23 protein-coding genes and 1 pseudogene are annotated in these 23,004 nt (G+C 38.7%); 15 read left to right on the top strand and 9 right to left on the bottom strand.

Features of this window, described 5'->3' with window-relative positions; translation table 11 throughout:
• Positions 1-48: 48 nt before the first annotated feature.
• Positions 49-1,329, bottom strand: coding sequence for an MFS transporter (locus LC048_RS19795; RefSeq protein WP_226607530.1), 1,281 nt, complete (start codon positions 1,327-1,329; stop codon positions 49-51).
• A 208-nt stretch (positions 1,330-1,537) separates the two neighbouring features.
• Between LC048_RS19795 and LC048_RS19790 the strand changes: the two genes are divergently transcribed.
• The 4 genes from LC048_RS19790 to LC048_RS19775 all read left to right on the top strand — a co-directional run bounded on the left by LC048_RS19790 (position 1,538) and on the right by LC048_RS19775 (position 5,443).
• Positions 1,538-2,347, top strand: a complete 810-nt coding sequence (locus LC048_RS19790; RefSeq protein ID WP_226607527.1) for a cupin domain-containing protein — start codon at positions 1,538-1,540, stop codon at positions 2,345-2,347.
• A gap of 1,273 nt (positions 2,348-3,620) precedes the next feature.
• Positions 3,621-3,818: an acyl-CoA thioesterase family protein gene (locus tag LC048_RS19785; RefSeq protein ID WP_226607525.1), complete on the top strand. Its 198-nt coding sequence runs from the start codon at positions 3,621-3,623 to the stop codon at positions 3,816-3,818.
• Positions 3,819-4,307: 489 nt separating this feature from the next.
• Positions 4,308-4,553 carry a hypothetical protein gene (locus tag LC048_RS19780; RefSeq protein ID WP_226607523.1) on the top strand — a complete coding sequence of 82 codons (246 nt, stop codon included), beginning with the start codon at positions 4,308-4,310 and terminating at the stop codon, positions 4,551-4,553.
• Positions 4,554-4,645: 92 nt separating this feature from the next.
• Positions 4,646-5,443: an SGNH/GDSL hydrolase family protein gene (locus tag LC048_RS19775; protein ID WP_226607520.1), complete on the top strand. Its 798-nt coding sequence runs from the start codon at positions 4,646-4,648 to the stop codon at positions 5,441-5,443.
• Between the two features lie 112 nt (positions 5,444-5,555).
• On the opposite strand, the gene LC048_RS19770 is transcribed toward LC048_RS19775, so the two are convergent.
• Complete coding sequence (locus LC048_RS19770) at positions 5,556-6,377, bottom strand: STAS domain-containing protein (RefSeq protein ID WP_264188560.1); 822 nt, start codon at positions 6,375-6,377, stop codon at positions 5,556-5,558.
• A gap of 251 nt (positions 6,378-6,628) precedes the next feature.
• Here LC048_RS19770 and LC048_RS19765 point away from each other — a divergent pair, with 251 nt between their 5' ends.
• From LC048_RS19765 to LC048_RS19750, 4 genes are all read left to right on the top strand, one after another.
• Positions 6,629-7,459 carry an MBL fold metallo-hydrolase gene (locus LC048_RS19765; protein ID WP_226607517.1) on the top strand — a complete coding sequence of 277 codons (831 nt, stop codon included), beginning with the start codon at positions 6,629-6,631 and terminating at the stop codon, positions 7,457-7,459.
• A gap of 980 nt (positions 7,460-8,439) precedes the next feature.
• Positions 8,440-9,630, top strand: a complete 1,191-nt coding sequence (locus tag LC048_RS19760) for a molybdopterin-dependent oxidoreductase (RefSeq protein ID WP_306048570.1) — start codon at positions 8,440-8,442, stop codon at positions 9,628-9,630.
• 341 nt (positions 9,631-9,971) lie between these two features.
• Positions 9,972-11,108: a hypothetical protein gene (locus LC048_RS19755; protein WP_226607513.1), complete on the top strand. Its 1,137-nt coding sequence runs from the start codon at positions 9,972-9,974 to the stop codon at positions 11,106-11,108.
• A 13-nt stretch (positions 11,109-11,121) separates the two neighbouring features.
• Complete coding sequence (locus LC048_RS19750; protein ID WP_226607511.1) at positions 11,122-11,541, top strand: hypothetical protein; 420 nt, start codon at positions 11,122-11,124, stop codon at positions 11,539-11,541.
• A 172-nt stretch (positions 11,542-11,713) separates the two neighbouring features.
• Here LC048_RS19750 and LC048_RS19745 read toward each other — a convergent pair.
• The 3 genes and pseudogenes from LC048_RS19745 to LC048_RS19735 form a co-directional block, all read right to left on the bottom strand.
• Positions 11,714-12,357 (bottom strand): annotated as a pseudogene (locus LC048_RS19745) (pyridoxamine 5'-phosphate oxidase family protein).
• Between the two features lie 399 nt (positions 12,358-12,756).
• Positions 12,757-13,173: an NAD(+)--rifampin ADP-ribosyltransferase gene (arr, locus tag LC048_RS19740; protein WP_226607508.1), complete on the bottom strand. Its 417-nt coding sequence runs from the start codon at positions 13,171-13,173 to the stop codon at positions 12,757-12,759.
• 493 nt (positions 13,174-13,666) lie between these two features.
• A complete protein-coding gene (locus LC048_RS19735; protein ID WP_226607506.1) occupies positions 13,667-14,179 on the bottom strand; it encodes a GNAT family N-acetyltransferase in 513 nt (170 codons plus the stop codon).
• 389 nt (positions 14,180-14,568) lie between these two features.
• On the opposite strand from LC048_RS19735, the gene LC048_RS19730 reads away from it, so the two are divergent.
• From LC048_RS19730 to LC048_RS19715, 4 genes are all read left to right on the top strand, one after another.
• Entirely contained in the window at positions 14,569-15,045 is a 477-nt protein-coding gene (locus LC048_RS19730; RefSeq protein WP_226607505.1) for a CarD family transcriptional regulator, read from the top strand.
• Positions 15,046-15,680: 635 nt separating this feature from the next.
• A complete protein-coding gene (locus LC048_RS19725) occupies positions 15,681-15,881 on the top strand; it encodes a cold-shock protein (RefSeq protein ID WP_026694123.1) in 201 nt (66 codons plus the stop codon).
• A 238-nt stretch (positions 15,882-16,119) separates the two neighbouring features.
• Positions 16,120-16,389, top strand: coding sequence for a ribonuclease E inhibitor RraB (locus tag LC048_RS19720; RefSeq protein ID WP_306048566.1), 270 nt, complete (start codon positions 16,120-16,122; stop codon positions 16,387-16,389).
• Positions 16,390-16,459: 70 nt separating this feature from the next.
• Positions 16,460-17,167, top strand: coding sequence for a M48 family metallopeptidase (locus LC048_RS19715; RefSeq protein ID WP_226607499.1), 708 nt, complete (start codon positions 16,460-16,462; stop codon positions 17,165-17,167).
• Between the two features lie 540 nt (positions 17,168-17,707).
• Here the strand turns inward: LC048_RS19715 and LC048_RS19710 are convergent.
• On the bottom strand, positions 17,708-18,421 hold the full coding sequence (locus LC048_RS19710) for a hypothetical protein (protein WP_226607498.1): 714 nt from the start codon (positions 18,419-18,421) through the stop codon (positions 17,708-17,710).
• An 8-nt stretch (positions 18,422-18,429) separates the two neighbouring features.
• Positions 18,430-18,585 (bottom strand): hypothetical protein, encoded by a 156-nt coding sequence (locus LC048_RS19705; RefSeq protein ID WP_226607496.1) that lies wholly within the window; start codon positions 18,583-18,585, stop codon positions 18,430-18,432.
• Positions 18,586-19,045: 460 nt separating this feature from the next.
• Here LC048_RS19705 and LC048_RS19700 point away from each other — a divergent pair, with 460 nt between their 5' ends.
• Entirely contained in the window at positions 19,046-19,192 is a 147-nt protein-coding gene (locus LC048_RS19700; protein WP_371931933.1) for a hypothetical protein, read from the top strand.
• Between the two features lies 1 nt (position 19,193).
• Positions 19,194-19,394: a hypothetical protein gene (locus tag LC048_RS19695; RefSeq protein ID WP_226607493.1), complete on the top strand. Its 201-nt coding sequence runs from the start codon at positions 19,194-19,196 to the stop codon at positions 19,392-19,394.
• A gap of 223 nt (positions 19,395-19,617) precedes the next feature.
• Here LC048_RS19695 and LC048_RS19690 read toward each other — a convergent pair whose 3' ends face one another.
• Together LC048_RS19690 and LC048_RS19685 are read right to left on the bottom strand one after the other, a co-directional pair.
• Positions 19,618-20,193, bottom strand: a complete 576-nt coding sequence (locus tag LC048_RS19690; protein WP_226607491.1) for a restriction endonuclease — start codon at positions 20,191-20,193, stop codon at positions 19,618-19,620.
• 89 nt (positions 20,194-20,282) lie between these two features.
• Entirely contained in the window at positions 20,283-20,654 is a 372-nt protein-coding gene (locus LC048_RS19685) for a YkvA family protein (protein WP_226607589.1), read from the bottom strand.
• Positions 20,655-21,401: 747 nt separating this feature from the next.
• On the opposite strand from LC048_RS19685, the gene LC048_RS19680 reads away from it, so the two are divergent.
• Positions 21,402-22,760, top strand: a complete 1,359-nt coding sequence (locus tag LC048_RS19680; protein ID WP_226607489.1) for a hypothetical protein — start codon at positions 21,402-21,404, stop codon at positions 22,758-22,760.
• Positions 22,761-23,004 lie beyond the last annotated feature (244 nt).

Genomic DNA, 23,004 nt, shown 5'->3' with positions numbered 1-23,004 from the left:
TGGACACTCACTTCAGCCCACTTTTGTAGCTGAAAAGAATCTATCTCCTTATTTTAGACGGAGGGATTCTGATACTACCGATTCAACCTGACGCATTTCCTTAATAGACATCACTCCAAACAAGCCAATTAGAGAAAAGATGACTGGAATGATGAATCCATAGAAATAGCCTTCACTCATACTGCCTGATACAGACTGAAAGTGATCCAATACTTTTCCGAAAAATCCTGGCAGTAAAACGGCACTTAGAAATCCGCCGGTATTCGCAAAACCAGATACTAAGCCAGATTCGCTGATAGGAAAGGATTGCCGAACGACAGCAAAAGTTAAGGCGCTTGCTCCAAATCCGAAGCCAATGATAAAGAAAAGCAAAATGAGCATGAAAAGTGGCGGATTGCCTTTGAATAAAAGGAATGCAGCCCAGCATGTTAAAACAATAAAATGAACAATCACATAAGGACGCTTAATTGTTCCAAGCATGCTTGAAAGCCAACTGGTTAGCGGGGCCCCGATAAGTGCCCCTATAAGACCAACCATGATAAGCTGACTGGCATCTGATCGAGTCATATCATACATATTCATCCCATAAGGCACGGCCCATGAACTGATAAAGCCCACATAGCCGCCAACAACCCCAAAATGGCAGAAAAATAAAGCCCATGCCTGCTTATTCAAACATATTCTTTTCAGTAACATCCTAACGTTTTGCCGTTGAATTTCACCTTTTACCGTTGCCGATCCATCATGAAAAAGTTGTCTTGGTTTCTTTACCAGCACAATATAAAGAAGAATTCCGGATAGACATAAAGCAATGCCCGCAGAAAAAAAGGCTGCTCTCCAGCCAAGTAAGTCAATCCAAGCGGAGAAAGGAACTGTCGCGAGAAGGAATCCAAGACTTCCCGTCATGCCCGCGAAACCAATCAATCGAACAAATTCCTTTACTTTAAACCATTGTCCTAAAATCAATACCATATTGACCCAAATAGTCGCATCTCCAATGCCCGTAAGGATTCTGGCAAAAAACAAGACAAACTCATGGGTCCCAAGACTGTAAATGATCGTGCCTAACCCAGTAACGATGGCTCCTATAATGAGAAAAAAATTCGGCCCAAACCGATCAGCCAAAATCCCCATCGGAATTTGCAAACTAGTATAGACAAGGAATTGCATACTTGTAAGCAACCCAATCGTTGTCGCTGTTACCTGGAAATCCTTCATCACCTGCTCGGTTATCAATCCCGGAGCTGTTCGCTGGCTCGACATTAATAAGTAAGTGAACAATACGGAAACAAATACAACCCACCGAAACCTGCTATTTTGTTGGTCCAATGATTTCTACTCCCGTCAGCTTTTACACTATATATATGGATATCAAGCAGCGGTAATGATAATTACTGAACCACCGAGCTTCTTCACGTTTTCTTTACGCAGTTAGGAGGGGGAGCAACACTGCCCAGTGTCTACTGCTTCTCTGTTAAGTACATTCCCAAAAAAATCGCATAGGATATTGTGATGAACTGGGAAGGGATTGAAAAAAATGTACTATGTTCCAAATGGTTATTTTAATCAATATTATGGACCGAATAATTACAATGGCAGACAGTCAGGTCAATGGGCTTATCCTTATGGAGCGCAGCAGGTCAACGGTTTTCATGCTTTCCGTTATCCGAACGGCAATGGAATGATTCCTTTAGCGGATTATGGACCCAATCCATATGTGGTAAATATCAATGAAGCAACGAAGCAAAATAACACGTATCGTACGGCTTTATGGACAGGAACACATTTACAGGTCACATTAATGAGCATCGAGGTTGGCGATGATATCGGTTTGGAAGTCCATCCTGATGTTGATCAATTTTTGCGGATCGAACAAGGTCAGGGGATTGTTCAGATGGGCAAGCGCAAGGATAACCTCACCTTCCAAAGTCCAGTCGTTGACGATTCTGCGATCATGATTCCAGCCGGAACATGGCATAATGTGACCAATACCGGTAATACTCCGTTAAAGCTCTACTCCATCTATGCGCCACCTAACCATCCATTCGGGACAGTCCACGTAACCAAAGCCGATGCAATGGCCAGTGAAGGTGGAGCGAACGGAAATGGAAATACGATTGTTTTTGGCAAAACTCCAGATCAATGGGTACAGCACACTGAATATTTAGTGCAGGAAGGATTAGAGGACGTTAAAAGGGGAATCAACGCTACGCATATTCTTCAAGAATTCATTCTAATGGGAGTCCTGGTAGGGAAGGGGTATACTCCTGAAAAAGCATATGAAACAGTGGAAGAGTGGGAGCGTTCCGGAAAGTCGCAACTTCTTCTGCAAAGCAAGAATATGTAAGATAAAAAAGTATGGGGGACATGGGGGCAATGGTTCTCATGTCTCACTTCATGTCTGGGGGCAGCAGCCATTCCTGTGGTGGCAATGGACCATCTAAAACAAAGACCCTTGTCCCTCTAAGGTTAGCATATATTTAATCAAACGTTTGATTAAGAGTGAGGAGCGTTAGAATTATCCCCATGTCTCCTCACGTTCATGGAAATCAATGAGCGGAGATGATGCTGTTCTCACTTTTTTTGAATGTTCACGACATAGGTTAGCTACATGGGGACGGTTCTTAAGTCTCATGTATAGTAAAAATATGTAAAAAAATGAGACAGCCGATCCGTCCCACTGTCTATGTGACAGCTTTCAGGTTGCGGAGCTCAAAGCTGTCAAGAAAACGTAGTTATTGTGACAGGTTTCAGGGTGCGGAGCTCAAAGCTGTCAAGAAAACGTAGTTATTGTGACAGCTTTCAGGGTGCGGAGCCCAAAGCTGTCAAGAAAACGTAGTTATTGTGACAGGTTTCAGGTTGTAGAGCTCAAAGCTGTCAAGAAAACGTAGTTATTGTGACAGGTTTCAGGTTGTAGAGCCCAAAGCTGTCAAGAAAAAGCAGTTATTGTGACAGGTTTCAGGGTGCGGAGCTCAAAGCTGTCAAGAAAACGTAGTTATTGTGACAGGTTTCAGGGTGCGGAGCTCAAAGCTTTCAAGAAAACGTAGTTATTGTGACAGGTTTCAGGTGCGGAGCCCAAAGCTGTCAAGAAAAAGCAGTTATTGTGACAGGTTTCAGGTTGCGGAGCTCAAAGCTGTCAAGAAAACGTAGTTATTGTGACAGGTTTCAGGGTGCGGAGCCCAAAGCTGTCAAGAAAAAGCAGTTATTGTGACAGGTTTCAGGTTACGGAGCTAAAAGCTGTCAAGAAAACGTAGTTATTGTGACAGGTTTCAGGTTGCGGAGCCCAAAGCTGTCAAGAAAACGTAATTATTGTGACAGATCTCAGGTTGTAGAGCACAAAGCTGTCAAGAAAACGTAATTATTGTGACAGATCTCAGGTTGTAGAGCCCAAAGCTGTCAAGAAAACGTAGTTATTGTGACAGGTTTCAGGGTGCGGAGCACAAAGCTGTCAAGAAAGTACTAATGCTAACATTAGTGCTGGTGAACAGCTAAAAAATGGAGAGAGCCTAAATTGATGAAATGTAGGAAAGGTATGTTGAAGAAGGGTTTGTTGTTTCAGGTGTTGAAAAATGTATCTAGAAGGAAATAATTCTAGAAGCATATTGGCAGGAGGAATGAGAGTGATGCAGATAAGACCGAAATATGAAGATTTCCCATTAAAGACATATGACAAGATCAGGTATGCAGATACGGATCGTCAGGTACATGTAAATAACGCACTTTTTTCAACCTTCCTGGAAACGGGAAGAACGGAGCTCCTCTATGCAAAGGAGCAGCTTCATGCTGAAAACGCCTCATTTGTCATAGCAAGAGTCTAAAGCTGGACTTAATATCTGAAATACGGTGGCCCGGAACAGTTGAGATTGGCAGTGCCATTACAAGAATTGGAAACAGTTCCTTCTCTTTGTTTCAAGGAATCTATCAAAATGGCAAGATTGCTGCAGTGGCAGATACCGTCTCATCGTGCAAATAGACGACCAGACTAGAAAATCTGCGCCACTTTCCTCTGATTCAAAAGAGCGATTAAAGGATTATTTAGTTGAAATAGAAAAATAGAAATGAAATCGAAACATGGGGCGATTTTTAGTGTGATAGAAAGCGGAATCGTCCATTATGTATTACTGATGCAGCCTTGGCCTCACAAAACTGTGCTTTGGCTGCTGAAGATATATCCTAACTTCCATTTTGTGGTATCGTTAAATTAGAGCAGTTTTTTTGAAGATGGTGAGGAATTTAGACTGTGTAAAGGAGATGGGATGGTTTGGTGTACAACGGCAGAATACAATCATTTTTAGAAAATGAAGTGAGTGATCAAGAGTATTATGATGGAATCATTGACTTCAATCTGGTCTGGCAATATCAGATGCGGAGAATACGAAGGGAATCAATTTGTCATTCAAAAGGTGGACAAGGATAATTTTATTTTATTTGAAGAATATGTGATTGATGGAAAAAGAGAGGTTCATAATGCTTTTTCCCTTAATAAAAGCAAATTAATGAAATACATCAATGATTATGCACATGTGCAAGGTTTCTCATTGAAGTATAAATAGTGACTGCAGGAGGAAGTATTTCGCCTTTGAAATTCGGGTCGAGAACCGTTGCTGTGTCCCTATAAGCTAAGTGAAAGGATGCATAAAAATAAATGAGATTATTATACTTTTTCGGCAGTATGATCGTTGTTCCTTTCTTGCCATTTTTATATTTTCAAGGAAAAAGAGTCAGAGCAAGTACGCCCCGGTTACCAGAAGCGGAAGGAACCCAAGGCATGGTGAAACTTGAAGGTGATCAGGAGTTTCGCGTTATTTTTCTGGGGGAAAGTTCGATTGCCGGTGTGGGGGTTCGTCATCATGAAGAAGGGTTCGCGGGTGTTTTTGCTAAAGAAATGGCAGAAAAAACGAATGCGACAGTCCATTGGGAAGTGTATGCCAAAAGCGGGTATACTGTAAAAAAAATCAGAGAAAAGATTGTACCGGTAATTCCAGATCGCAAAGTGGACTTGATTGTGATAGGCCTTGGGGCCAATGATGCCTTTACCCTTAATAATCCATGGTCATGGCAAAAGCAATCAGAGTATCTAGTGACTGATTTGAGGTCAAGATTTGAGGATGTACCCATCGTGTTTGCCAATATGCCGCCGATCAAAGACTTTCCGGCATTTCCACTTTTAATCAGAGTGTTCATCGGGAATTTGGTGGATATTTTGGGGAATGAATTGTTGACTACTGCCTCAAAGTTCAATGGAGTCCATTACAATGATCAAAAAATCCGGCTAAGAGATTGGCGAACAAGAATGAACCTGAAATCAGAGGATTTCTTTAGTGACGGAGTTCATCCCTCAAAGCTAACATATGGCTTATGGGCTAGTGAATTATCTGCCTTTGCTTGGGAGAAAGCGGGCCTGAGGGAAAAAGGAACCGTTTCGGTCATTCGGGAAAAGTAAACGTCATTTAGGTGGGGGACATGGGGAAAGTTCAAGAGAAACTTTGGGACGGCAAGACGTCCCTGTGCCTTAAAATAAAAGAAAAAGACCATCGAAATGGTCTTTTTCCTACTTATAGGTAATTCTTTAATGTCTCCTTAAGAGTCCCTCTTGTTTCTGTATCTTTTTCAAAAAGAATCCCTCCATGAATCATTTTTCTGACAAGGTCTGGACGGAGCCCGGTCAGAATGCCTTTGCAGCCCATCATAGCCACTCCAGTCAAGATCTTTTGAAAGTAGTCGATAACATCCTTATCCATCATGGCTACACCTGATAAATCGATAACTAAATTTTGGAACCTTGTGTTAGCTATTTCGTTTAAAACTTTCTCTTCAATTATTCTAATCCTGAAGGAGTCAATGGTGCCGATTAGAGGTAAAACAGAAACAGTCTCACTTACAGGAATGATTGGTACAGACAAATGTTCAACCATTTCTCTTTGCTTATGGAGCATTTGATCTTTATATTTTGAGTAGCTGAGAAAGAAGTTGTTCAGAAATTGGTCTATTTGTTCGTTTATGAATTCTTCCATTTCATAAAAATCCTTTTTTCCATCAGTCAGGTTCTTTTCTTCATCAATTTCCCCAATGATCTGCCAAAAAGTTCTTCTGATTGCTTGAACCCATTCCAATTTTAAAGACAGAGTTAGAGAATGTCCTGCCCAGGCAATTCCCTCCTCCTCTGCAAAAGCGATTAGATCTTTTTCATTTTGATCAATTATGAAGAAAATTAACTTCTTGGCGTTTTTTAAAAGGTCAATGTTTCCTTTTTCTAAAATCTCAGTGATCTTCCCCGAAACATTCACTGCTTGAGAAAGTAAATTCTCTTCAAATATCGCCCCATTATCATTAAAGTAGTTCTTTATTTCTTCTCTTAAAATAATAATGTTATTCAATTTCCCTTACCCCCGTAGTGATAACTTAACAATCGATATTACATACCCTGTGAGACGATTTTTAAACCAAATTACCTAGAAAAATCATTAGAAATTTTTAGGGAGTACGCAGGCGTTATCTCTCAGAATCGTCACTGTATCTACTCAACATCTCAGCCAAAAGTTGTAGATAGATTACACCATTCTTCCGAGGAGATTGCTTTATGGTTTTCTTATACTAAAGATAAGATAATCACAGGAAGGTGTTCAAAATGAACCATTATATATGCAATACTTGCGGTGTCCAATATTCCCATTCTGCTCATGCTCCTGAAACCTGCTTGATTTGCGCTGACGAAAGACAGTATATTCATCCTGATGGACAGTCATGGACAACGCTTCAACAAATTATAGATTCAGGGAAATATCAAAATACCATTGTCCAGGAAGAGGAAGGACTGTACAGCCTTACCACGACTCCTTCGTTTGCGATTGGGCAGACAGCCTATTTAGTTCAGAATAAAGGGTTCAACTTGTTATGGGACTGCATCACCTACCTGGACGAAAAAACAGAAAATGAAATACATTCCCTAGGAGGAATCGATGCCATCGCATTATCCCATCCGCATTATTATTCGACACAGGTGGAATGGGCTGAAAAATTCGGAGCAAGCATTTATATTCACGAAAACGATCGCCAGTGGGTCACCAGGCACAGTGACAGGATCATATTCTGGTCTGGTGAATCCCTGGAGCTTGAGGGTGGTGTAACCCTGCATCGTTTGGGGGGGCATTTTAATGGGGGAAGTGTTTTACACTGGGAAAATGATGTGAACAAGCAAGGGGTCCTGCTTACTGGTGATATTATTACAATAGTGGCCGATCGACAATGGGTCAGTTTCATGTATAGTTACCCAAACCTTATTCCATTGCCAGCCGTCAAGGTTCAGGAGATGGCAGCTCAAGTCAGCGTCCTGAATTTTGACAGACTATATAATGCCTTTCATCGTGTCATTAAGGAAGGTGCCCATCAGTCTGTTCAAAAATCCGCTAAGAGGTATATTGAGGCTTTGGAGGGGAAGTTCGTTCATATAAACAATTAAAATCATTATATAAAATAACGCCTGGTTGATCAAAATAGGCATTCAATGGAGCGAGGGGACGGACCTTATGCTCCTTTTGTTCATTTGATGATTTACTCTGTAAGTAGCATACCAATTAGTAAAGTGAGAATGAACATTACCATGCTGTTAGTTTATATACTCAAACGCCTGCCTGAAAATACTGTGTTAAATTTGATGGGAATGGAAAATTTCCAAACATAAAATAGATGCATCAGCAGAAAAAAGTCTGGTTCTTGAATAAATACCAGCGAAAGTATAATAAGCGGAGTTTTTCCGGTTACATTCAAAATGGAGTACGTTTTCGACTAAATAAGTGGAGTTTTTCCTCTTATGCCAAACAAAATTCAGCCATTTAGCTTTTTTTGAGTCAATAAACGAAATTTCTCCGTCTATTTCGTCTATTTTCAGTGTAATTTACTTATTAAGCGGAATTTCTCCGACTATTTTCCGTCAGGGAATTTCTTTAAACACTCCCCATCTTAAAATGAAAGTGTAATTCCAATTATAATGACTTTGAATGATAAAATTCAGAAGTTAAAAAGCATGATGATTTAATTGCTAATCATCATGCTTTTTTCTACTTTTATGTCCATTGGCAGGGAAAGCCTTTATTTTGTTTTTCACTATTCTTGAACTGTCCATATGTCTTCCATTGATACCATTCTAGCCCATTGAAATTAGAATATACTATTGCTAGTAGTCTATAATTATAGATTATTGGAACATGAATCATGTGGATGTTGGTACGATTTATCTATCATGCTCGTAATGTCTGAATAGTATTTTATAAGTCTGGTTGTTTAAAGACTTAAGCAGATATAAACAAAAGTCTTCTCTCATCATTATATTGGTCCCAGAATGGCCTGCATCAGGTTCAACACCAAGGAGCAGCTATTGTTGGAAAAGGAAGACGCTTCAGGTTTCAGGCTTCTGATTAAACGAGAGGTGGGTGCAGCGAAATGTGGAAAAGATTAAAAGGACTTCACCATTTGAATGGATATGCTACGTTATTTTTGTTCATAAGCGGAATCTTGCTTTTCATTCCTTCATTACGGGGGCCGCCGCTCGCTTCATACCGTGTGATGTTGAAGGATGTCCATATTTGGATCGGTTTTGCAACGGTTGCCTTCCTTTTGCTTTATTTCCGCTATTTTGCTTTCCACTACAAAGTCATAAAAAAACAACAAGGGAAGAAACGGAATCTTGCGATGGTGATTGGATTGATCATTGGCTGGATTATTAGCGGTACGGTTCTAACTTTTCAAAGGAGTCTTCCTGAAGAACTCGTTCAAGCTTCATTGATCGTACATGATGTATTCACCTGGATGGGTCTGCCGGTCATCCTTTTCCACTCAGTGACTAGGTCAGGATGGTTTAAGAAAAGATCAGGTCAACTGCAAGAGAAAAAGAAAGAACTATATGCCTTCAGCCGCAGAGGGTTTTTCAAATACGGCATTGTCACTTTGCTTGCGATCTTTTTGGGTCCATCTATATATAAATGGCTAAAACAAGTGATGGATGATGGAGGATCGACACTGCAGGAGGTGGCGCTGAACAGCACAAATGAGCTTTCGCCCCTGCCAATTCCCGCCACGCAATCCTCGCCTCCCATTGGCGGAGGGTATGAAGGCAAATTCCGGATTTATACAGTGACGGAGACACCGGTTTTTAACAATGGAAATTGGAATTTTGCAATTGATGGACTGGTTGATGAACCAGTGTCGTTGTCATGGGAAGAATTCGTCAAATTGAAGAGGACAGTCCAGGTCAGTGATTTTCACTGCGTTACTGGATGGTCCGTGCTTCATGTCACGTATGAAGGCATCCTGCTGAAAGATCTCATGAAGAAGGTAAAGCTGAAAGAGAACGCCTCCCATCTGAAATTTTACTCGGGCGACGGTGTCTATACGGACTCATTGTCCCTTGAACAGGCAGCCTTGGATGATGTCATGGTCGCTGTGCTCATGGATGGAGAGCTGATTCCGTCAGACTATGGAGGCCCCGTCCGGCTGATTGTCCCCAAAATGTATGCCTATAAATCCGTGAAATGGCTTGTCCGAATCGAAGCTATTGATCATGCTCATGAAGGTTACTGGCAAGTGAGAGGATATGATACCGACGCATGGGTCGGATCATCAGGCACAACTTGAGCTACTCTTGAACAGAAAGATGGAGCACGTACAATAAGGCAGCAAACAGGGAGCAAGGGTGACGGACCTTTTGCTCTTTTTTTCGTTTTTGTTTTTGGAAGCAAAAGGTACGTCCCTATGCTTACAGTAATTGTTTTGTTTGAAGCAAAAGGTGCGTCCCTATGCTTACAGGATTTCACGAAAACAGAAAGTTTGGTACAAAGTAAATCATCCGTGAATGGGAACGCCATTGATCCAAATCATAAAAATTAGATATTATATGAGTTGTAGGAAAATATACCCAACGGTGCACAAAAAGTGATAAAATAAAATTAATAAATAGTGCGAATTCCGGAGGATCTATGACTATAGAAGAGCTACGCAAAAAGAGGATGGATTTAAGTCGAAACACCGACCTCACACTAAGCAACATCACTACGATTGCTGAAGAATCTAAACGAGTGGCAGGGGTGGCAAATCAATCCCAGAAACTTTTACGAAAGTTATCACTTGAATTTGAGCATCAAACAGGGCTGAATGGTGTGGACTTAAGCTTTCTCTTCTTTGCTACTGCCCTTCAATGTGCTCGACAATACTTGCTGACTCCGTTTCAAGAACGGTTAAATGATAAAGAGGCTGCAAAGAAAGTGAAGAAGCAGCAGCCGAAAGAAACGAGCAACCGGATTCATCAATGGTACTGGCCATCACTGGAAGAAATCCAAACAAGTCCTGTCCCTTATGACGCTATTTATGGGGCAAAAGAATTTGATTTAGGTTTCAACGGACATAATCATCGGTACAAGACACTGGGGCATGATCCCTTGCTCGGTTGGGTTTTTGGCCTCGCAAATATTGTGACGAGCACAATGACCACCTGGGATTTTCAGTCCTTTCATATCAAAACTGGTCTGACAGCCAATCTCCATCGGCGGGACAAGATTAGCAATAGAGCAGATACCGCAAAAGTCTTTACATATACAAAAGAACGCCTGCTTGATGATGGAACAGAAGGGAAAAATGCCATGGGGGTCGCATTGTTTAAGCATGCGATCCACCTACAATCCGATCAATATTCGAAGGCAGGTCTACCGATTCCAGCCCTTAGTACCCTTTCTCCGCAGCTTTCACAAAAGGCGGCCGAGTATGGAGTGGATATGGGCAATGTCGCAACGGTTGGGAAGCAGGCTTCGCTGTCGATCCTAATTAACTCTTTGATTGCAACAATCCACGCCCTGTATTATGATCCATCCAAGTATTCATCCTGGTCACTATATGAAGTGAAAACAAGGAAAATACTAAGCTATTCGAATCTGATTGCTTCAAGTAGCAATCTACTATATGTCGGAGTCAGTAAAGATGTGAAAAAACTAGATATTGGAGGCCTCCTCGTCACATTATATCGCTTGGTCTCTGATATTGAATATATCCAAAAAATTAAAGAAGAGTTTGTATTCGGCGGATTCAATGACCTCATTCGTGGAAAAGGATATGACTTTTAGGAGTGGATGAACAGTGGGTTTTAAACGATTTGTGAAGAAAAGTCTCGTCCCGTTCTATAACACTAGAGACATGGTTGATAAGGTTCAGACATACGGTTTCATTGATGGAATTAAAGAAAAGTTACGAGAGGACTTCTTAGAAGACACACCAGGTATCAGCCATATCTACAATGCGGGAAGATATGATGGAAAAATAGAAGGCTATGTAAAAGCCTCTAGGGAGTATGAGCAAAAACTGCTCGACCAAGCAGCAGCCTTCCTTGACCAAAAAGAAGTATTCGAAGACCAAAAAGAACAATACGAACAGCTTCTTCAAGAATATGAAGATTATATTGAAGAAATGAGCGGAAAAGAACACCTAAGCAACGAAGAACAAAGTGCCCTCAACCAAATCATGATTACCGAGCGCGCCCTATCAAAGTTAGTATCTTAGCAGAAGAGCAATAGACTGATAGGAAAGCCGACATGTAGTCTCATGAATAGTTTCATCCATGTCTCATGCCTTCTTTTTAACCTTCGAACGCTATTCCTTGGAACAGGGGGTTTCCGAATGGGACATGGAACCCCTCTGTACTACTCTTTGGTCCTATGATTCTTCGATCTGATTAGTAAAGCCTGTTTGTATATCCTTCATTTAATTCTTTTGCGACTTGTTCAGCGGTCGTGTTTGGCAGCTTTGCGTGCGCAACTAGCATGTTGGGGACAGAGGGAAGGGCTTCTGTCTGTAACCAGGAGTCCGGCTGCCATAAGTTTGATCTGATAAATGCCTTAGCACAATGAGCGTAACATTCCTCTACTTCTACTAAAATACCAAACAATGGAGTCTTTCCATTGACCACTGTTTTTTTCGAGAAGGTCAGCATCACGGCAGATATAGGCTTTCCCGTTGATTCTTAAAGTTTCACCCAGCCCCGGTATGAAAAAGAGCAGCCCGATATGTGGATTGGTAATAAGGTTATGAACGGAATCCATTCTGCGATTTCCAGGCCGTTCTGGGATAAAAAGATGCTTTTCATCAAGTACTGTCACAAACCCGGGAGCATCGCCACGCGGTGAAACGTCACAATGGCCGTCAGCGTGAGAAGTCGACATGGATAAAAAGGGGAGACTTCAAGATAAAGTTTTTACAATGATCGTCAATAAACGAAATCACTTTATTTGCAGCCCTTAGGCTCGGTTCTCCAATAGAAGAACGAAACTCTTCAAATTCTTCCTGTGTTGAGATGATATTTTTATAGTTTGATAGCATGTTATTACCTTTCATATTGGGTATTTGTAACAATGTTACCATTTATTTAATTTAAGTGCATCACTTCCAGAGATGGAAATATGGGACGCACCTTTTGCTTCTGTTTTTCAAGACATAAGGATGGTCCTTGTGTCTTGATGAAAATTAAAACAGGTACATATTAGAAACGTGGGGACGGTTCTTCTGTTTTAGTAAATTGCCTATTTTAACAATTTATGAAACGCCAGAACCGTCCCTGTGTTTTGGGAGTCCAAATAAAAGTTGAATGGTGCTTAGATAATTTAAGGGAAGCTAAATTATGCTTCCCTTTAAATATGATTTGGGACATGTAGGTGAAATTAACCAGAATACAGCATTTTTTTGTACAGATGAACCATCACCATGAATGTCTCCAAATAATTAATCATCTATTACTGCGGTTCCTTGTTCACGTGATTTTTTTAAAAATGTATGCATATGATTTATTTCTTCATCGGTATGTCTTGCCCATGAACCTAATTCAGCTATGATTTTCAAAGGAGATTTAGACCTATACGAACGCGTTGGGTTTCCGGGGAATTTTTTGTCAGTTAAGTTCGGATCATTTTCAAAATCACCTAAGGGTTCTACAATGTAAATTCTTTCTTTTGATTGAGATGTTGCTAATTCAGCACCCCATTTAGCTGCATCTAATGTTGCAGTGAAATATATATAATTCGATTTTTTGTCTTGGTAATTTGATAAGTGCTGCGGTTCTAAAAAATCTCCAATATTCAGTTCTGCTTTAGTACCGTGAAAGAAAGGACCATTATCTAAGACCGCTTTTATGTCATTCATACTGATACACCTCTACTTTTTAGGGATTTGTATATAACAGTATAAGACAGGAATTTTAGAAAATGTAGTCTATAAACAATATATAATTAGTCGTATAATGGAAGTAGAGAGTATGTTGTCGGAGGTTTGGACCCGGTAAATTCCATTATGCTTAACGGTACAGTTCAACTGCGATGAAAGTCGCTGTCACGAAGGTAATCCATGAGGGGGATTACCTTTTTTCTTGCTAATGATTTGAACGACTAAACCAATCAATAATACCCATACTATGAACGCTGCTGTCGCTAAATCCATGATCTCACCTCCGTTCGCTGGAGGATTGATCGCCCAAACCTTAAATTTGTACGAAAGTGGTGGAGACAGCTCAATTCTATATTTTCAGTACGTTCATTGTTTCCTAAATGAGACATGGTTCCTGCGTAAAGTAAGTAGCTCAGTCTTTTTCTAATTAGCTAAAACATGAAAAAGAGCAAAGGGTACGTCACAAAATCTATTATTTTGCTGCGTTTATAGCATAGAGTTTTAACTCTTCATTGCTTTGAGGAAGAGTCACGTATCCTTCAAAATCCATACCAAGCTTTTCAAGGAGTTTTGAGGAGGATGCATTGTCTTTGGTTGTAATAGCCACGATCCGATCCAAACCTAGATTATAGGCATATTCCAATGTTCCTTTTGCTGATTCAAAGGCATATCCATTTGATTGATATTCTTCAAGAAAGGCATATCCAATATCCACATCCTCCAGCCCATCCCGTTTAATCAAACCGCATAGACCAACCGGCAGTTGGCTTTCTTTTAGTTCAACCATAAAAAGACCGAAACCTACTCGTTCATACATCTTTCTTGGCCCGATCAAAATATAGTTCATAGCATCCTCAAGCGACCGAATGCCTTTATCTCCGATATATTTCAGCCATCCTGGTTCATTCAGCAACTTAAAAATAAACTCTTGATCACTGACTTCTAGCCAGCGGACTTTCAAACGTTCCGTCTCAAATACTAGCAAAAGGCATACCTCATTTCATAAAAAAGATCAGTTTAGCACCATCTTATCATTATAGAAAGGTCTCGAGTCGAAATAGAGTCTCCTCGTAGAAGCGCGTGGACGTGCCTATGAGACAAGGGGACGATTCCGGCGTCTCGTTAATAGAAAAAGTATAACCAAGTAATCTCTACTAGCACAGTCTCGTACGGCGTGTACTCAAACAAGAATACTTGATGCATTTCTATGATTATTTCGGTTCACGATTGAGACGAGAAAACCGTCTCTGTGTCTCTGTGTTTACTTTTTTAAATTTTAAAGGAAAAGTAGTTGACACTGAAAATAAATTTATGGTATTATTAAAAATTTGTTAAAAAATAATATATGTGTTAAGGTTAAGAAGGTTACCATATATGGAGGTGGATTATTTGTTTCAAATTGACGATACCATTGTTTATCCAATGCACGGTGTAGGTATAATTAAAGCTATAGAAGAAAAGGAAATCTCAGGGGAAAAGCAACAGTATTATGTCATAAAAATGTTAATCGGTAATATGCAGGTCATGATTCCTGTGGGTAAAATATTGAGTTCAAATATACGGCCTGTTACTGACATAAGTGCAATAAAACACATCATGAACATTTTCCAACATGGAGAATCTGATCGTTTACTGCCGTGGAAACAAAGGTATAAACTGAACACGGACAAAATTAAAACAGGTAAAATACAAGAATGTACTGAAGTTGTACGTGATTTAATGCGTATAAAGAAAGAAAAAGCACTTAATACAAGCGAAAAGCAAATGCTAGATAACGCACATAAATTTTTGATCAGTGAACTGGGATTAATTAAAGGGATTACTGATCATCAAATAAAAAGTTTCTGTTAAGGTTTCTTTCATACATTTCCCGAAAATATTCTTTTCCAAGACATTCAACTTCTCCAACTCACCTGTAGACCATGAACCTCTTTTGTTTTTTTCTACAATCTAATCCATTTTTATTACTTGAATTTCCTTTACGAACGTTTGAAGTTTCATCAAAAACTCGTTAAAATAGTCACTTGATTTTTGCAATCCTGATTCACACTGGCACGGACTAGGAGCCGTAAGGATGAAAGAGAGGTAGGGCTTTCATTGTTTTAGGGATACAATATATTATATACCGCGACAAGGGGACTGTTCAGGCATCTCGTGAATTGTAAGGATTTAACGCGAAGACTGAAATGAACTTTGTCCCCACTTCTTTTTATCGTTGTATGGCAGGGCTTAACTAAGATTTCTTAACTATTTCGGTTCCTGAATGCGACATGAGAACCGTCCCTGTGTCTTCCATTGTGATCGACTTTCATCGCAGTTGAACCGTAACGTTCTCATCCTGCTAAAGTCCCTTGCAATTTTTCCTGAATCTTGTTATTCTTAGGTAGAATTATTTTTGTTCGGTGTAAAGTTCGACTCTTCGTTCTAATGATCACTTTGGGCAAGGATAGTAATACAATGTGCATTAGCACTAGGAGGCAACAAACATGGAACAAGGTACAGTTAAATGGTTTAACGCAGAAAAAGGTTTCGGATTCATCGAGCGCGAAGGTGGAGAAGATGTATTCGTTCATTTCTCTGCAATCCAATCTGAAGGCTTCAAATCATTAGACGAAGGTCAAAAAGTTACTTTCGACGTTGAGCAAGGTGCACGTGGACCTCAAGCTGCTAACGTTCAAAAAGCTTAATTTTGATATAGCATACCGAAACAGACTCCAAAAGGGTCTGTTTTTTTATTTTCAAAAATAACAGCAATAAAAAACCCCTACTCAACGAACGAGTAGGGGCATGGAACCGGTAAAGTAAAAAATTTAAAGCAAAAGGTTATTTACATTATAACACAACAATCTCATAATCAAATGATTAGCAGAAATTTAGCAAGTGCATGATAATGACAACATCGAAGGCACACAATTGGAGGAATGGATGATGAAATTTCCAAACGACGCGGATGGAGAAGCATTGCGCAGTTTGTTTAATGAAGGTGTCAGTTTTAAAAAGCCGCAGCCAGTCGAGTTTTTTATAGCTGTGCCGGATAAGGCAACTGGCGAAAAGCTTCTGCCCGTATTGAAGGAAGCAGGCTTTCATGGCTTACTCGATCAGGATGATGAGACAGATGAGTGGGCTTGCAGCTGCTCGAAAAGGATGCTCCTTAACCATAGCGAATTAAAAAAAAGTGCAGGAAAAGCTGGATAAAATAAGCAAGCCTTACGGCGGCCATTCTGATGGCTGGGGCGTATTTATTGAATAAAATGCAGGTGATGACATGGTCCATACATTTTTGGGTGAAACAATCGGGTATGATGTGATTTATAAAAATCGGCAAACAATCGGCATTTATATGGATTTGTACGGCCATGTCGAAGTCCACGCTCCTAAGGGGACCTCAGATGCAAGTGTGCTTCAAATCCTAGAAGGCCAATGGGACTTGATCCTGCAAAGGGCGAAGGAAATGAAAGAGCGGGCCTCAGCCGGTAGGGAAAAAGAGTACGGACCAGGCGGACAGTTTCTATATTTGGGGAGGCTCTATCACATTCTGATTTCCCAGGATGCAGATATCGAAAAAGACAATGCCGTGTTCGAGGCAGACAAGCTCCACGTATATGTGAAAGAGCAAAATGAAGAGAGCATCAAACAGGCTTTGAAGCGATTTTACTATCAGCAGTGCAAGGCATTAGTCGAAAAACGGGTTAAATTTTTTCAAAGCGAATTCAAAATAAAGCCGCGCTCGATTCGAATCACGGACAGTAAGGCGAACTGGGGAACGTGTGATTCCATGAGGAATTTGACATTCAATTGGAAGCTGTCCATGGCACCAATGGAAGTGATTGATTATGTTGTCGTCCATGAAATGTGCCATATGGTCCATATGAATCACGACCGTTCATTTTGGCGGCTTGTCGGAAAAATCATGCCTGAATATGAACGGTATGAGCGCTGGCTCGCTGTGTCGGGGTGGAGGATGGAGGTTTAGTGTAGCGGGGGTGACAGATCCTCTCAGCGGAGCAAAAAACTTCAAAAATATTACTTTTACTAAAAAGGGATAGATGAATATTCTTTTCTGTTGGAATCGGTAAGTTACATCATCCCCTTCCTCATGTTTATATTCATACTGGCATTTGCAAAGAAGCTTGCTTCCAACAAAGTATTCCCGGAGCAAAATCAGATACATTATATGTCATGTTCAACCTTGGAAACGTGGGGGTGGTTCTTCCATATCAGTGGATAGCATATTTTAACAATTTATGAAACGCCAGAACCGTCCCTGTGTTTTTCCCCTGTGTTTTTTCATGAATGACTTACTGGAAACGCAAAGAAAGCAGTCGAAAAACGAGAGTTGATCTCTCAGTTTTCCAACTGCTTTGCATTTGCATTAGGCAGAGCAACCATGCTCTGAATGTAAGTACACTCTTATTATATCAAGTGTATATCTATTTTTATATGCGTAATTCTAGTGCAAATCTACTTTGAAACAAAAAAACAAGAGAGAAATGCCTCTCTTGTTTCTTGACAACTACAGCTTTCCGAAGAAGTGACGAATTTCCATTTGAATTGCACCATTCTTATAGACAAAAAGTTTGTCCATGTACCAATACTTCTTAGAGTAGTCGTAATAATGCTTGTAGGTTAATTCATATGTGTAACTTCCAAATGTTAACGCAATTAAACCTGCGGCAGCTCCAATTAATGCCGCAGCTTTTACATCCGGTTTCCTCTCAAGGAAGGATTGTGCCAAAGCGGAAGCAATTGCTAGCTGAGTTGCTAGACTATAGACATGAATTTTCATATTTCTGCTATATGAATGTACGTACATTCCTGATCCTACATCAGATGGACCAATCGTGTATTTTGAATAATAAGGCATAATAACGTTTGGGTCATCTTCCAGGATGACTGTTCCTTGTTCCGACTGGTCAGTACCTTCCTTTTCCTTAATGGTTGCTACTAACTTTCCGTCAAAATACGCATCGCCAGTCTTTTTATTGTAACGAGAAATGCTCGTTTTTCTTTCCCCATTCTCTTCGTATGTAACTTTCATGATGTTCATAGTAGCGTTGTCTGTTAGTACTTCCGTTTCTATATTCTCATAGGTTGGAGTTTCTGCTGGCGCAGGAATACGTTCCCTAGTGTTTTCTTCGGCTTGTACTTTTGATAAAGGTGCAAAAACTGAAATCAGAAGTGCCAAACTTAAAATCATTGATACTATTTTTTTTATATGGATTCTCATTAAACTACTTATTTTTTTCGAAATGCATCCCATACCATTATGGCTACTGATATGAAGAACACTCCTTTAAAGATATTGACTACCATAGGCTGAGTCGCATAATAGGTAATTAAGACACTGATCGTCATTAGCAAGACGATGGAAAGCTTACTGTTTCTAGTCACTTAAATACCTCCTAATATATGTGTTTTGCATGCAATAGAAATAAAGTTTTGGAGGCTTATTCCTATTTGGATATTTTTTCTAACCATAACGTTACAATGATACCTTATCACCTTTTCCTATATCTGTCAGTTATTCTGGGCAATTTCACCTATCACTAACGTTGGGAAAATTTTATATGAGCTGAACTTCTAAGAGAACAGACCATAGTTCCTTTAAGGACTTTATTCTCTAAGGGGCTTAAAGGTATTTTGCAAGATAATCTTTGTTTCTTCTTTCAGGAGAATCCATTTTATATTATACTGGCAAACTCTTAGTTTAAGTCACTTATTCCTAATTAACGAACTTGGGGAATTTATTAGTACCTATTCATTTCACGGCTTAACAAAATACTTTACGAACAGCTTTCTATTTTTCTCTTACCTGCATAAAATAGCAATACCGGAAACTAAAAGCGCGAGTATGAACCGAAAACAAGACTCCCGGACCATAGAGGAAGATCAATTGCTTGCGAAAACCGTATTGAGAAACATTCGTGAGGGAGGAACTCAATTAGGAGTCTTTGAAGAAGTAGGACAGCACGTAAAACGAACACCAGCTGCCCGGTAATATGACTGTTGGTGGAACGATAGAAAAGGTTGAACAGTTTGCCGACGTGCTGCAGGTATGTGTGGGTTCAGAAGCAAAGAAAGTGCTGATCCCCGCATCATCAGTTGTTGATTTTCAGACTGTCCCATCAGACTTATTAATAAAAGAGCAGCCTATATTTTATTCAACCCCGATTAATACTGTTTTTAAGGCGTTGGGGTAAGTTGAATTTCGATAACGGACAATTTAAAAGTTGTCGGTTTTTTGTATTTATTGGCAGGATTTAGCAACGGGGTGGAAGAAACGCGGGGACGGTTCTTCAGTTAAGTGAACTAGTAATTTTTTACCAATTTTTGAAACGCCAGAACCGTCCCTGTGTTTTTCTATATTGAGGCTTTGGAGGGAAAGTTCACTAAACCCCATGTAAAACAACGATAAAACTATATTTACATTGCTGTATTCGATTTTGATTGTAGAAAGACTATGTCTTTGACTAATTGATCTCTATCGATAAGAATTACTGAATTTGAATTTGCAAGCTGGTATGCTGCTTTGGTGAAATAACTGTTTGTCACAACCCAGGATTCGTCAGCACCGTAATGAAGCTCTGCAGATTTAACCTCCTGTACTGCTTTAACTCCCACATTCTTTTTATATCGTTTGGCTTGGACAACTATTTTTCTGCCATTTTTATTTAGTATAAGATCCGCTCCAAAATCACCGCTGGCCCTCGTTACTGTTGCTTTATATCCGTATGCTAAATACAATTCCCTTAAATAATGCTCGAATTGGGTACCATCCATCATATCGATTTCGAAAATCCCGGAATCCCTTAATTTTTTTAGTTTATTTTGATTAAGGACGAGAACAAATATAACCGCAATTAACATCATAACCAATAACGCTATTGCTGCCGTAATTAACGATTCTGTTAAATAAAAGACTAATCCGAAGACAGCCATTGATATAAGTGTCATTATACTTTCCGTCTGCTTATCTTGTTTCTTGGAACTTTTTTTCATGTTATCCCCCCTTGATACAATTTCTATAAAAAAAACTAGAGTCTTAATAACCCTAGCAAACAGTATGTGTATCCGTTAATTGAGAAACTTTAGTCTAATCTTTCATCAATTTCCGAAGTATCCACATCATTCCCGAACCAGTCTCTTAATTTTGCTTTCGCTTTATCTTTAACGTCTTTATCTATAAAAATCGCTATTTGGAATAAAGCAACTCCAATAGCACCAAGATCATCAGTGAATCCTACTCCGGGTGTTAAGTCTGGGATTAAATCTAAAGGGAGTATAAAATACCCTAGTGCTCCTATAATAGTTGCTCTTGCTGATAAGGGTAAGTCTGGTTTTTGAAGAGTAAAATATAGTAACAGTACCATGTATATCAAAGAAGAACCTGCTTTTTTCCCAAACTTTTTTACCTTTTCCCAAAACTTAACATCTGAAAAATGCTCTTTCGCTGATTTCATTTTTTCTTCAAATTCATTTTTAAAATCATCATCTGATGGTATAGTTTCTTTTTCACTATCTCTATTCTGCATATCTTTAGAATCAAATCTTTCGGATTTTTGTGATGGATGCATCTTCGTCCCCTCCTATTATTGGTAATTTAATTTTACTACAAAATAGGTTATAAGTGGAAAAATGATATTTAATCTAATTCTATTAATTTGCTATTTTAATTAGTGTGAAGTTGAACATTCCATTAAAATTACAAAATAAAAAACAGCCCTTGAGACGACGTAGTCTCAAGGCCTTAATAAATCAAATGTAACTTTTAATAATCGGCGGCCCTAAACATTAGTTAGCAATAGGTAAGCGTTTGAAGTAATCTCCGGCTTTTCCCCTGCTCCGCAAGGAATGTGACAGTTTCCCATCATTTCGCGGTCCATCTACCGATACAAAATTTTATTATAAGTTTTTGGAGAAACGCCGGAACCGTCCCTTTGTTTCCCCTTTGTTTCTTCCGATTGTCCACTTTAAGAACCGTCCCTGTGTCTCATGGAAGATGAGTTATTCACTTTAATTCGTTGGAGCGAAGAGATAGACAAGGTGTTGGCTTTAGGTTTAGCTTTAGGAAAGTGACAAAAGTGTTTTTGGAAATTATTTGAATGTGTCTTAAGTTATCATTCAAAAGTAAAGGATATCCGATATGGTGTATAGAATACTTACTAATTAAATGCAATGGAATTTGACGGAGATAGGATGAACAAGAATTGGATTATATAATACAACCATTTTTATTTACAACTTACTTTTTTGCTACGTTACTAAAGGATATTCAACAGAGAAAAACTACATTTGTAACCTATATCAAAACCATATTATTTCATTTGCTTTATATAATGATTATTTCTATACCAGTTGGCGGATTAATGTGTTTATATATCGTGATGTTTAAACAAGGGCAGATCGCTCTTAGTTTTTCTCTTTTCCTTAACTTGAATATATTTATTTGGGGTTGCATGCTTCCTATCGTATTATTAAACATCGGGAATCCCAAATTGAATATTCCAAATTTCATTATTAACATTTACTTAGTCATAATAAAAATAAATTTATTAAAACAAGTTATGTTAGCAATTGCTTGGGCTATATCTGCACCACTTTTGTATTTTTACTTATTTTCTAATATTATATTTGAGCTATTTCCAGAAGAGAATTGGTTGTTGGTTGGAACATTGGTGCTTTGTTTCTTTTTTTCGGTAATGCTTTTTACTGAAGGTACGGTAGAGCATAAGCAACGTATTGTAAGAAAATTTATGCTTTGGTTTTTATTATTTCTTCTATTAGCTGGTTTTTCATTTTCACAAATTGTAATGAACGTGAAAGATGGAAATGAAATTGAAATGATATTCGTGGTTCCAGTAGTTTTAGGTTTGATTTTTAATTTTTCATTTATTCTTGAGAATGCTCGTGAATTATACAAGGTGTATGTTATTGAAAATAAAGATTTTCTTATTGAGAAACAAGAGTGGATGGACAAAAAAGAAAGTTATTCTTACCTTTATTTAAAAAATACCCTATACCTGAAGAGAGAAGAGTTAAAAATTATTAAAGAAAAGTATATTCAGATGAATCGTAGAGAAAAGAAACAATTTCATAAATTTATCATTAAACTATTTTTAATAATGGTTTTATTTTATGGAATAGGACAATTTTTATTTGTAGACCAAATTGAAAAAATTGAATTATTTATGACGGATATTTTTAAGGAGATATATTCTCTTTATGTAAGTATGTTTCAAGGTGACGAACGCGTTGCTATCATCATAGCGGTATTGACCTGTTTTCTTTATTACTTCTATAAGGAATTAAAAATCGGCTTAAGTAGTTTTAATTTGTATTCATTGCAAGAAAAGATTAATCAAATCGAAAAAATAGTTTTTTTGTTGACTGCAATAGTGGTAATAGTCTTTTATTTATTTAATTCAAATTCAAATAACCTTTGGCTTGAATATATGGTAATTATTCTAATGGTAATCCTAGTGATTATCATTCCGCTTACGAGAATAATTGTAAATAAAATAAATACTATAAACAGTAAAAATGATAATAATTCACTTGATCAATAGCAATACTGATGTTAATAAGAACCCCGTTCTATCGACGTCCTAATTTGAAACGAAAGTGACAGTGACATCTATACTTGACACCGTCAATTTCGTTTCCTTTTTATTTCCGCCAATTTTTTCATAAAATGGAAAGAATATATTTTCGGAGGGTTCTTCATTTCAATCACCTGCCAGAAGGCTACAATATGAAAGTTATAGATTTTAGATAATAACTTAGATATGATAATAATTGGAAATTTCCAAA

The sequence above is a fragment of the Mesobacillus subterraneus genome (genome assembly GCF_020524355.2).
Classification (GTDB): domain Bacteria; phylum Bacillota; class Bacilli; order Bacillales; family Cytobacillaceae; genus Mesobacillus; species Mesobacillus subterraneus_C.
This window is presented reverse-complemented; position numbering and strand designations above follow the sequence as displayed.

What these genes read in the sequence shown, in the direction of transcription:
- LC048_RS19790 (WP_226607527.1), top strand. Translation starts at nt 1,538, where the DNA reads ATGTACTATGTTCCAAATGGTTATTTTAATCAATATTATGGACCGAAT.
- LC048_RS19775 (WP_226607520.1), top strand. Translation starts at nt 4,646, where the DNA reads ATGAGATTATTATACTTTTTCGGCAGTATGATCGTTGTTCCTTTCTTG.
- LC048_RS19765 (WP_226607517.1), top strand. Translation starts at nt 6,629, where the DNA reads ATGAACCATTATATATGCAATACTTGCGGTGTCCAATATTCCCATTCT.
- LC048_RS19760 (WP_306048570.1), top strand. Translation starts at nt 8,440, where the DNA reads ATGTGGAAAAGATTAAAAGGACTTCACCATTTGAATGGATATGCTACG.
- LC048_RS19755 (WP_226607513.1), top strand. Translation starts at nt 9,972, where the DNA reads ATGACTATAGAAGAGCTACGCAAAAAGAGGATGGATTTAAGTCGAAAC.
- arr (WP_226607508.1), bottom strand. Translation starts at nt 13,173, where the DNA reads ATGAATGACATAAAAGCGGTCTTAGATAATGGTCCTTTCTTTCACGGT.
- LC048_RS19730 (WP_226607505.1), top strand. Translation starts at nt 14,569, where the DNA reads ATGGAGGTGGATTATTTGTTTCAAATTGACGATACCATTGTTTATCCA.
- LC048_RS19725 (WP_026694123.1), top strand. Translation starts at nt 15,681, where the DNA reads ATGGAACAAGGTACAGTTAAATGGTTTAACGCAGAAAAAGGTTTCGGA.
- LC048_RS19720 (WP_306048566.1), top strand. Translation starts at nt 16,120, where the DNA reads ATGATGAAATTTCCAAACGACGCGGATGGAGAAGCATTGCGCAGTTTG.
- LC048_RS19715 (WP_226607499.1), top strand. Translation starts at nt 16,460, where the DNA reads ATGGTCCATACATTTTTGGGTGAAACAATCGGGTATGATGTGATTTAT.
- LC048_RS19710 (WP_226607498.1), bottom strand. Translation starts at nt 18,421, where the DNA reads ATGAGAATCCATATAAAAAAAATAGTATCAATGATTTTAAGTTTGGCA.
- LC048_RS19700 (WP_371931933.1), top strand. Translation starts at nt 19,046, where the DNA reads ATGAACCGAAAACAAGACTCCCGGACCATAGAGGAAGATCAATTGCTT.
- LC048_RS19695 (WP_226607493.1), top strand. Translation starts at nt 19,194, where the DNA reads ATGACTGTTGGTGGAACGATAGAAAAGGTTGAACAGTTTGCCGACGTG.
- LC048_RS19690 (WP_226607491.1), bottom strand. Translation starts at nt 20,193, where the DNA reads ATGAAAAAAAGTTCCAAGAAACAAGATAAGCAGACGGAAAGTATAATG.
- LC048_RS19685 (WP_226607589.1), bottom strand. Translation starts at nt 20,654, where the DNA reads ATGAAATCAGCGAAAGAGCATTTTTCAGATGTTAAGTTTTGGGAAAAG.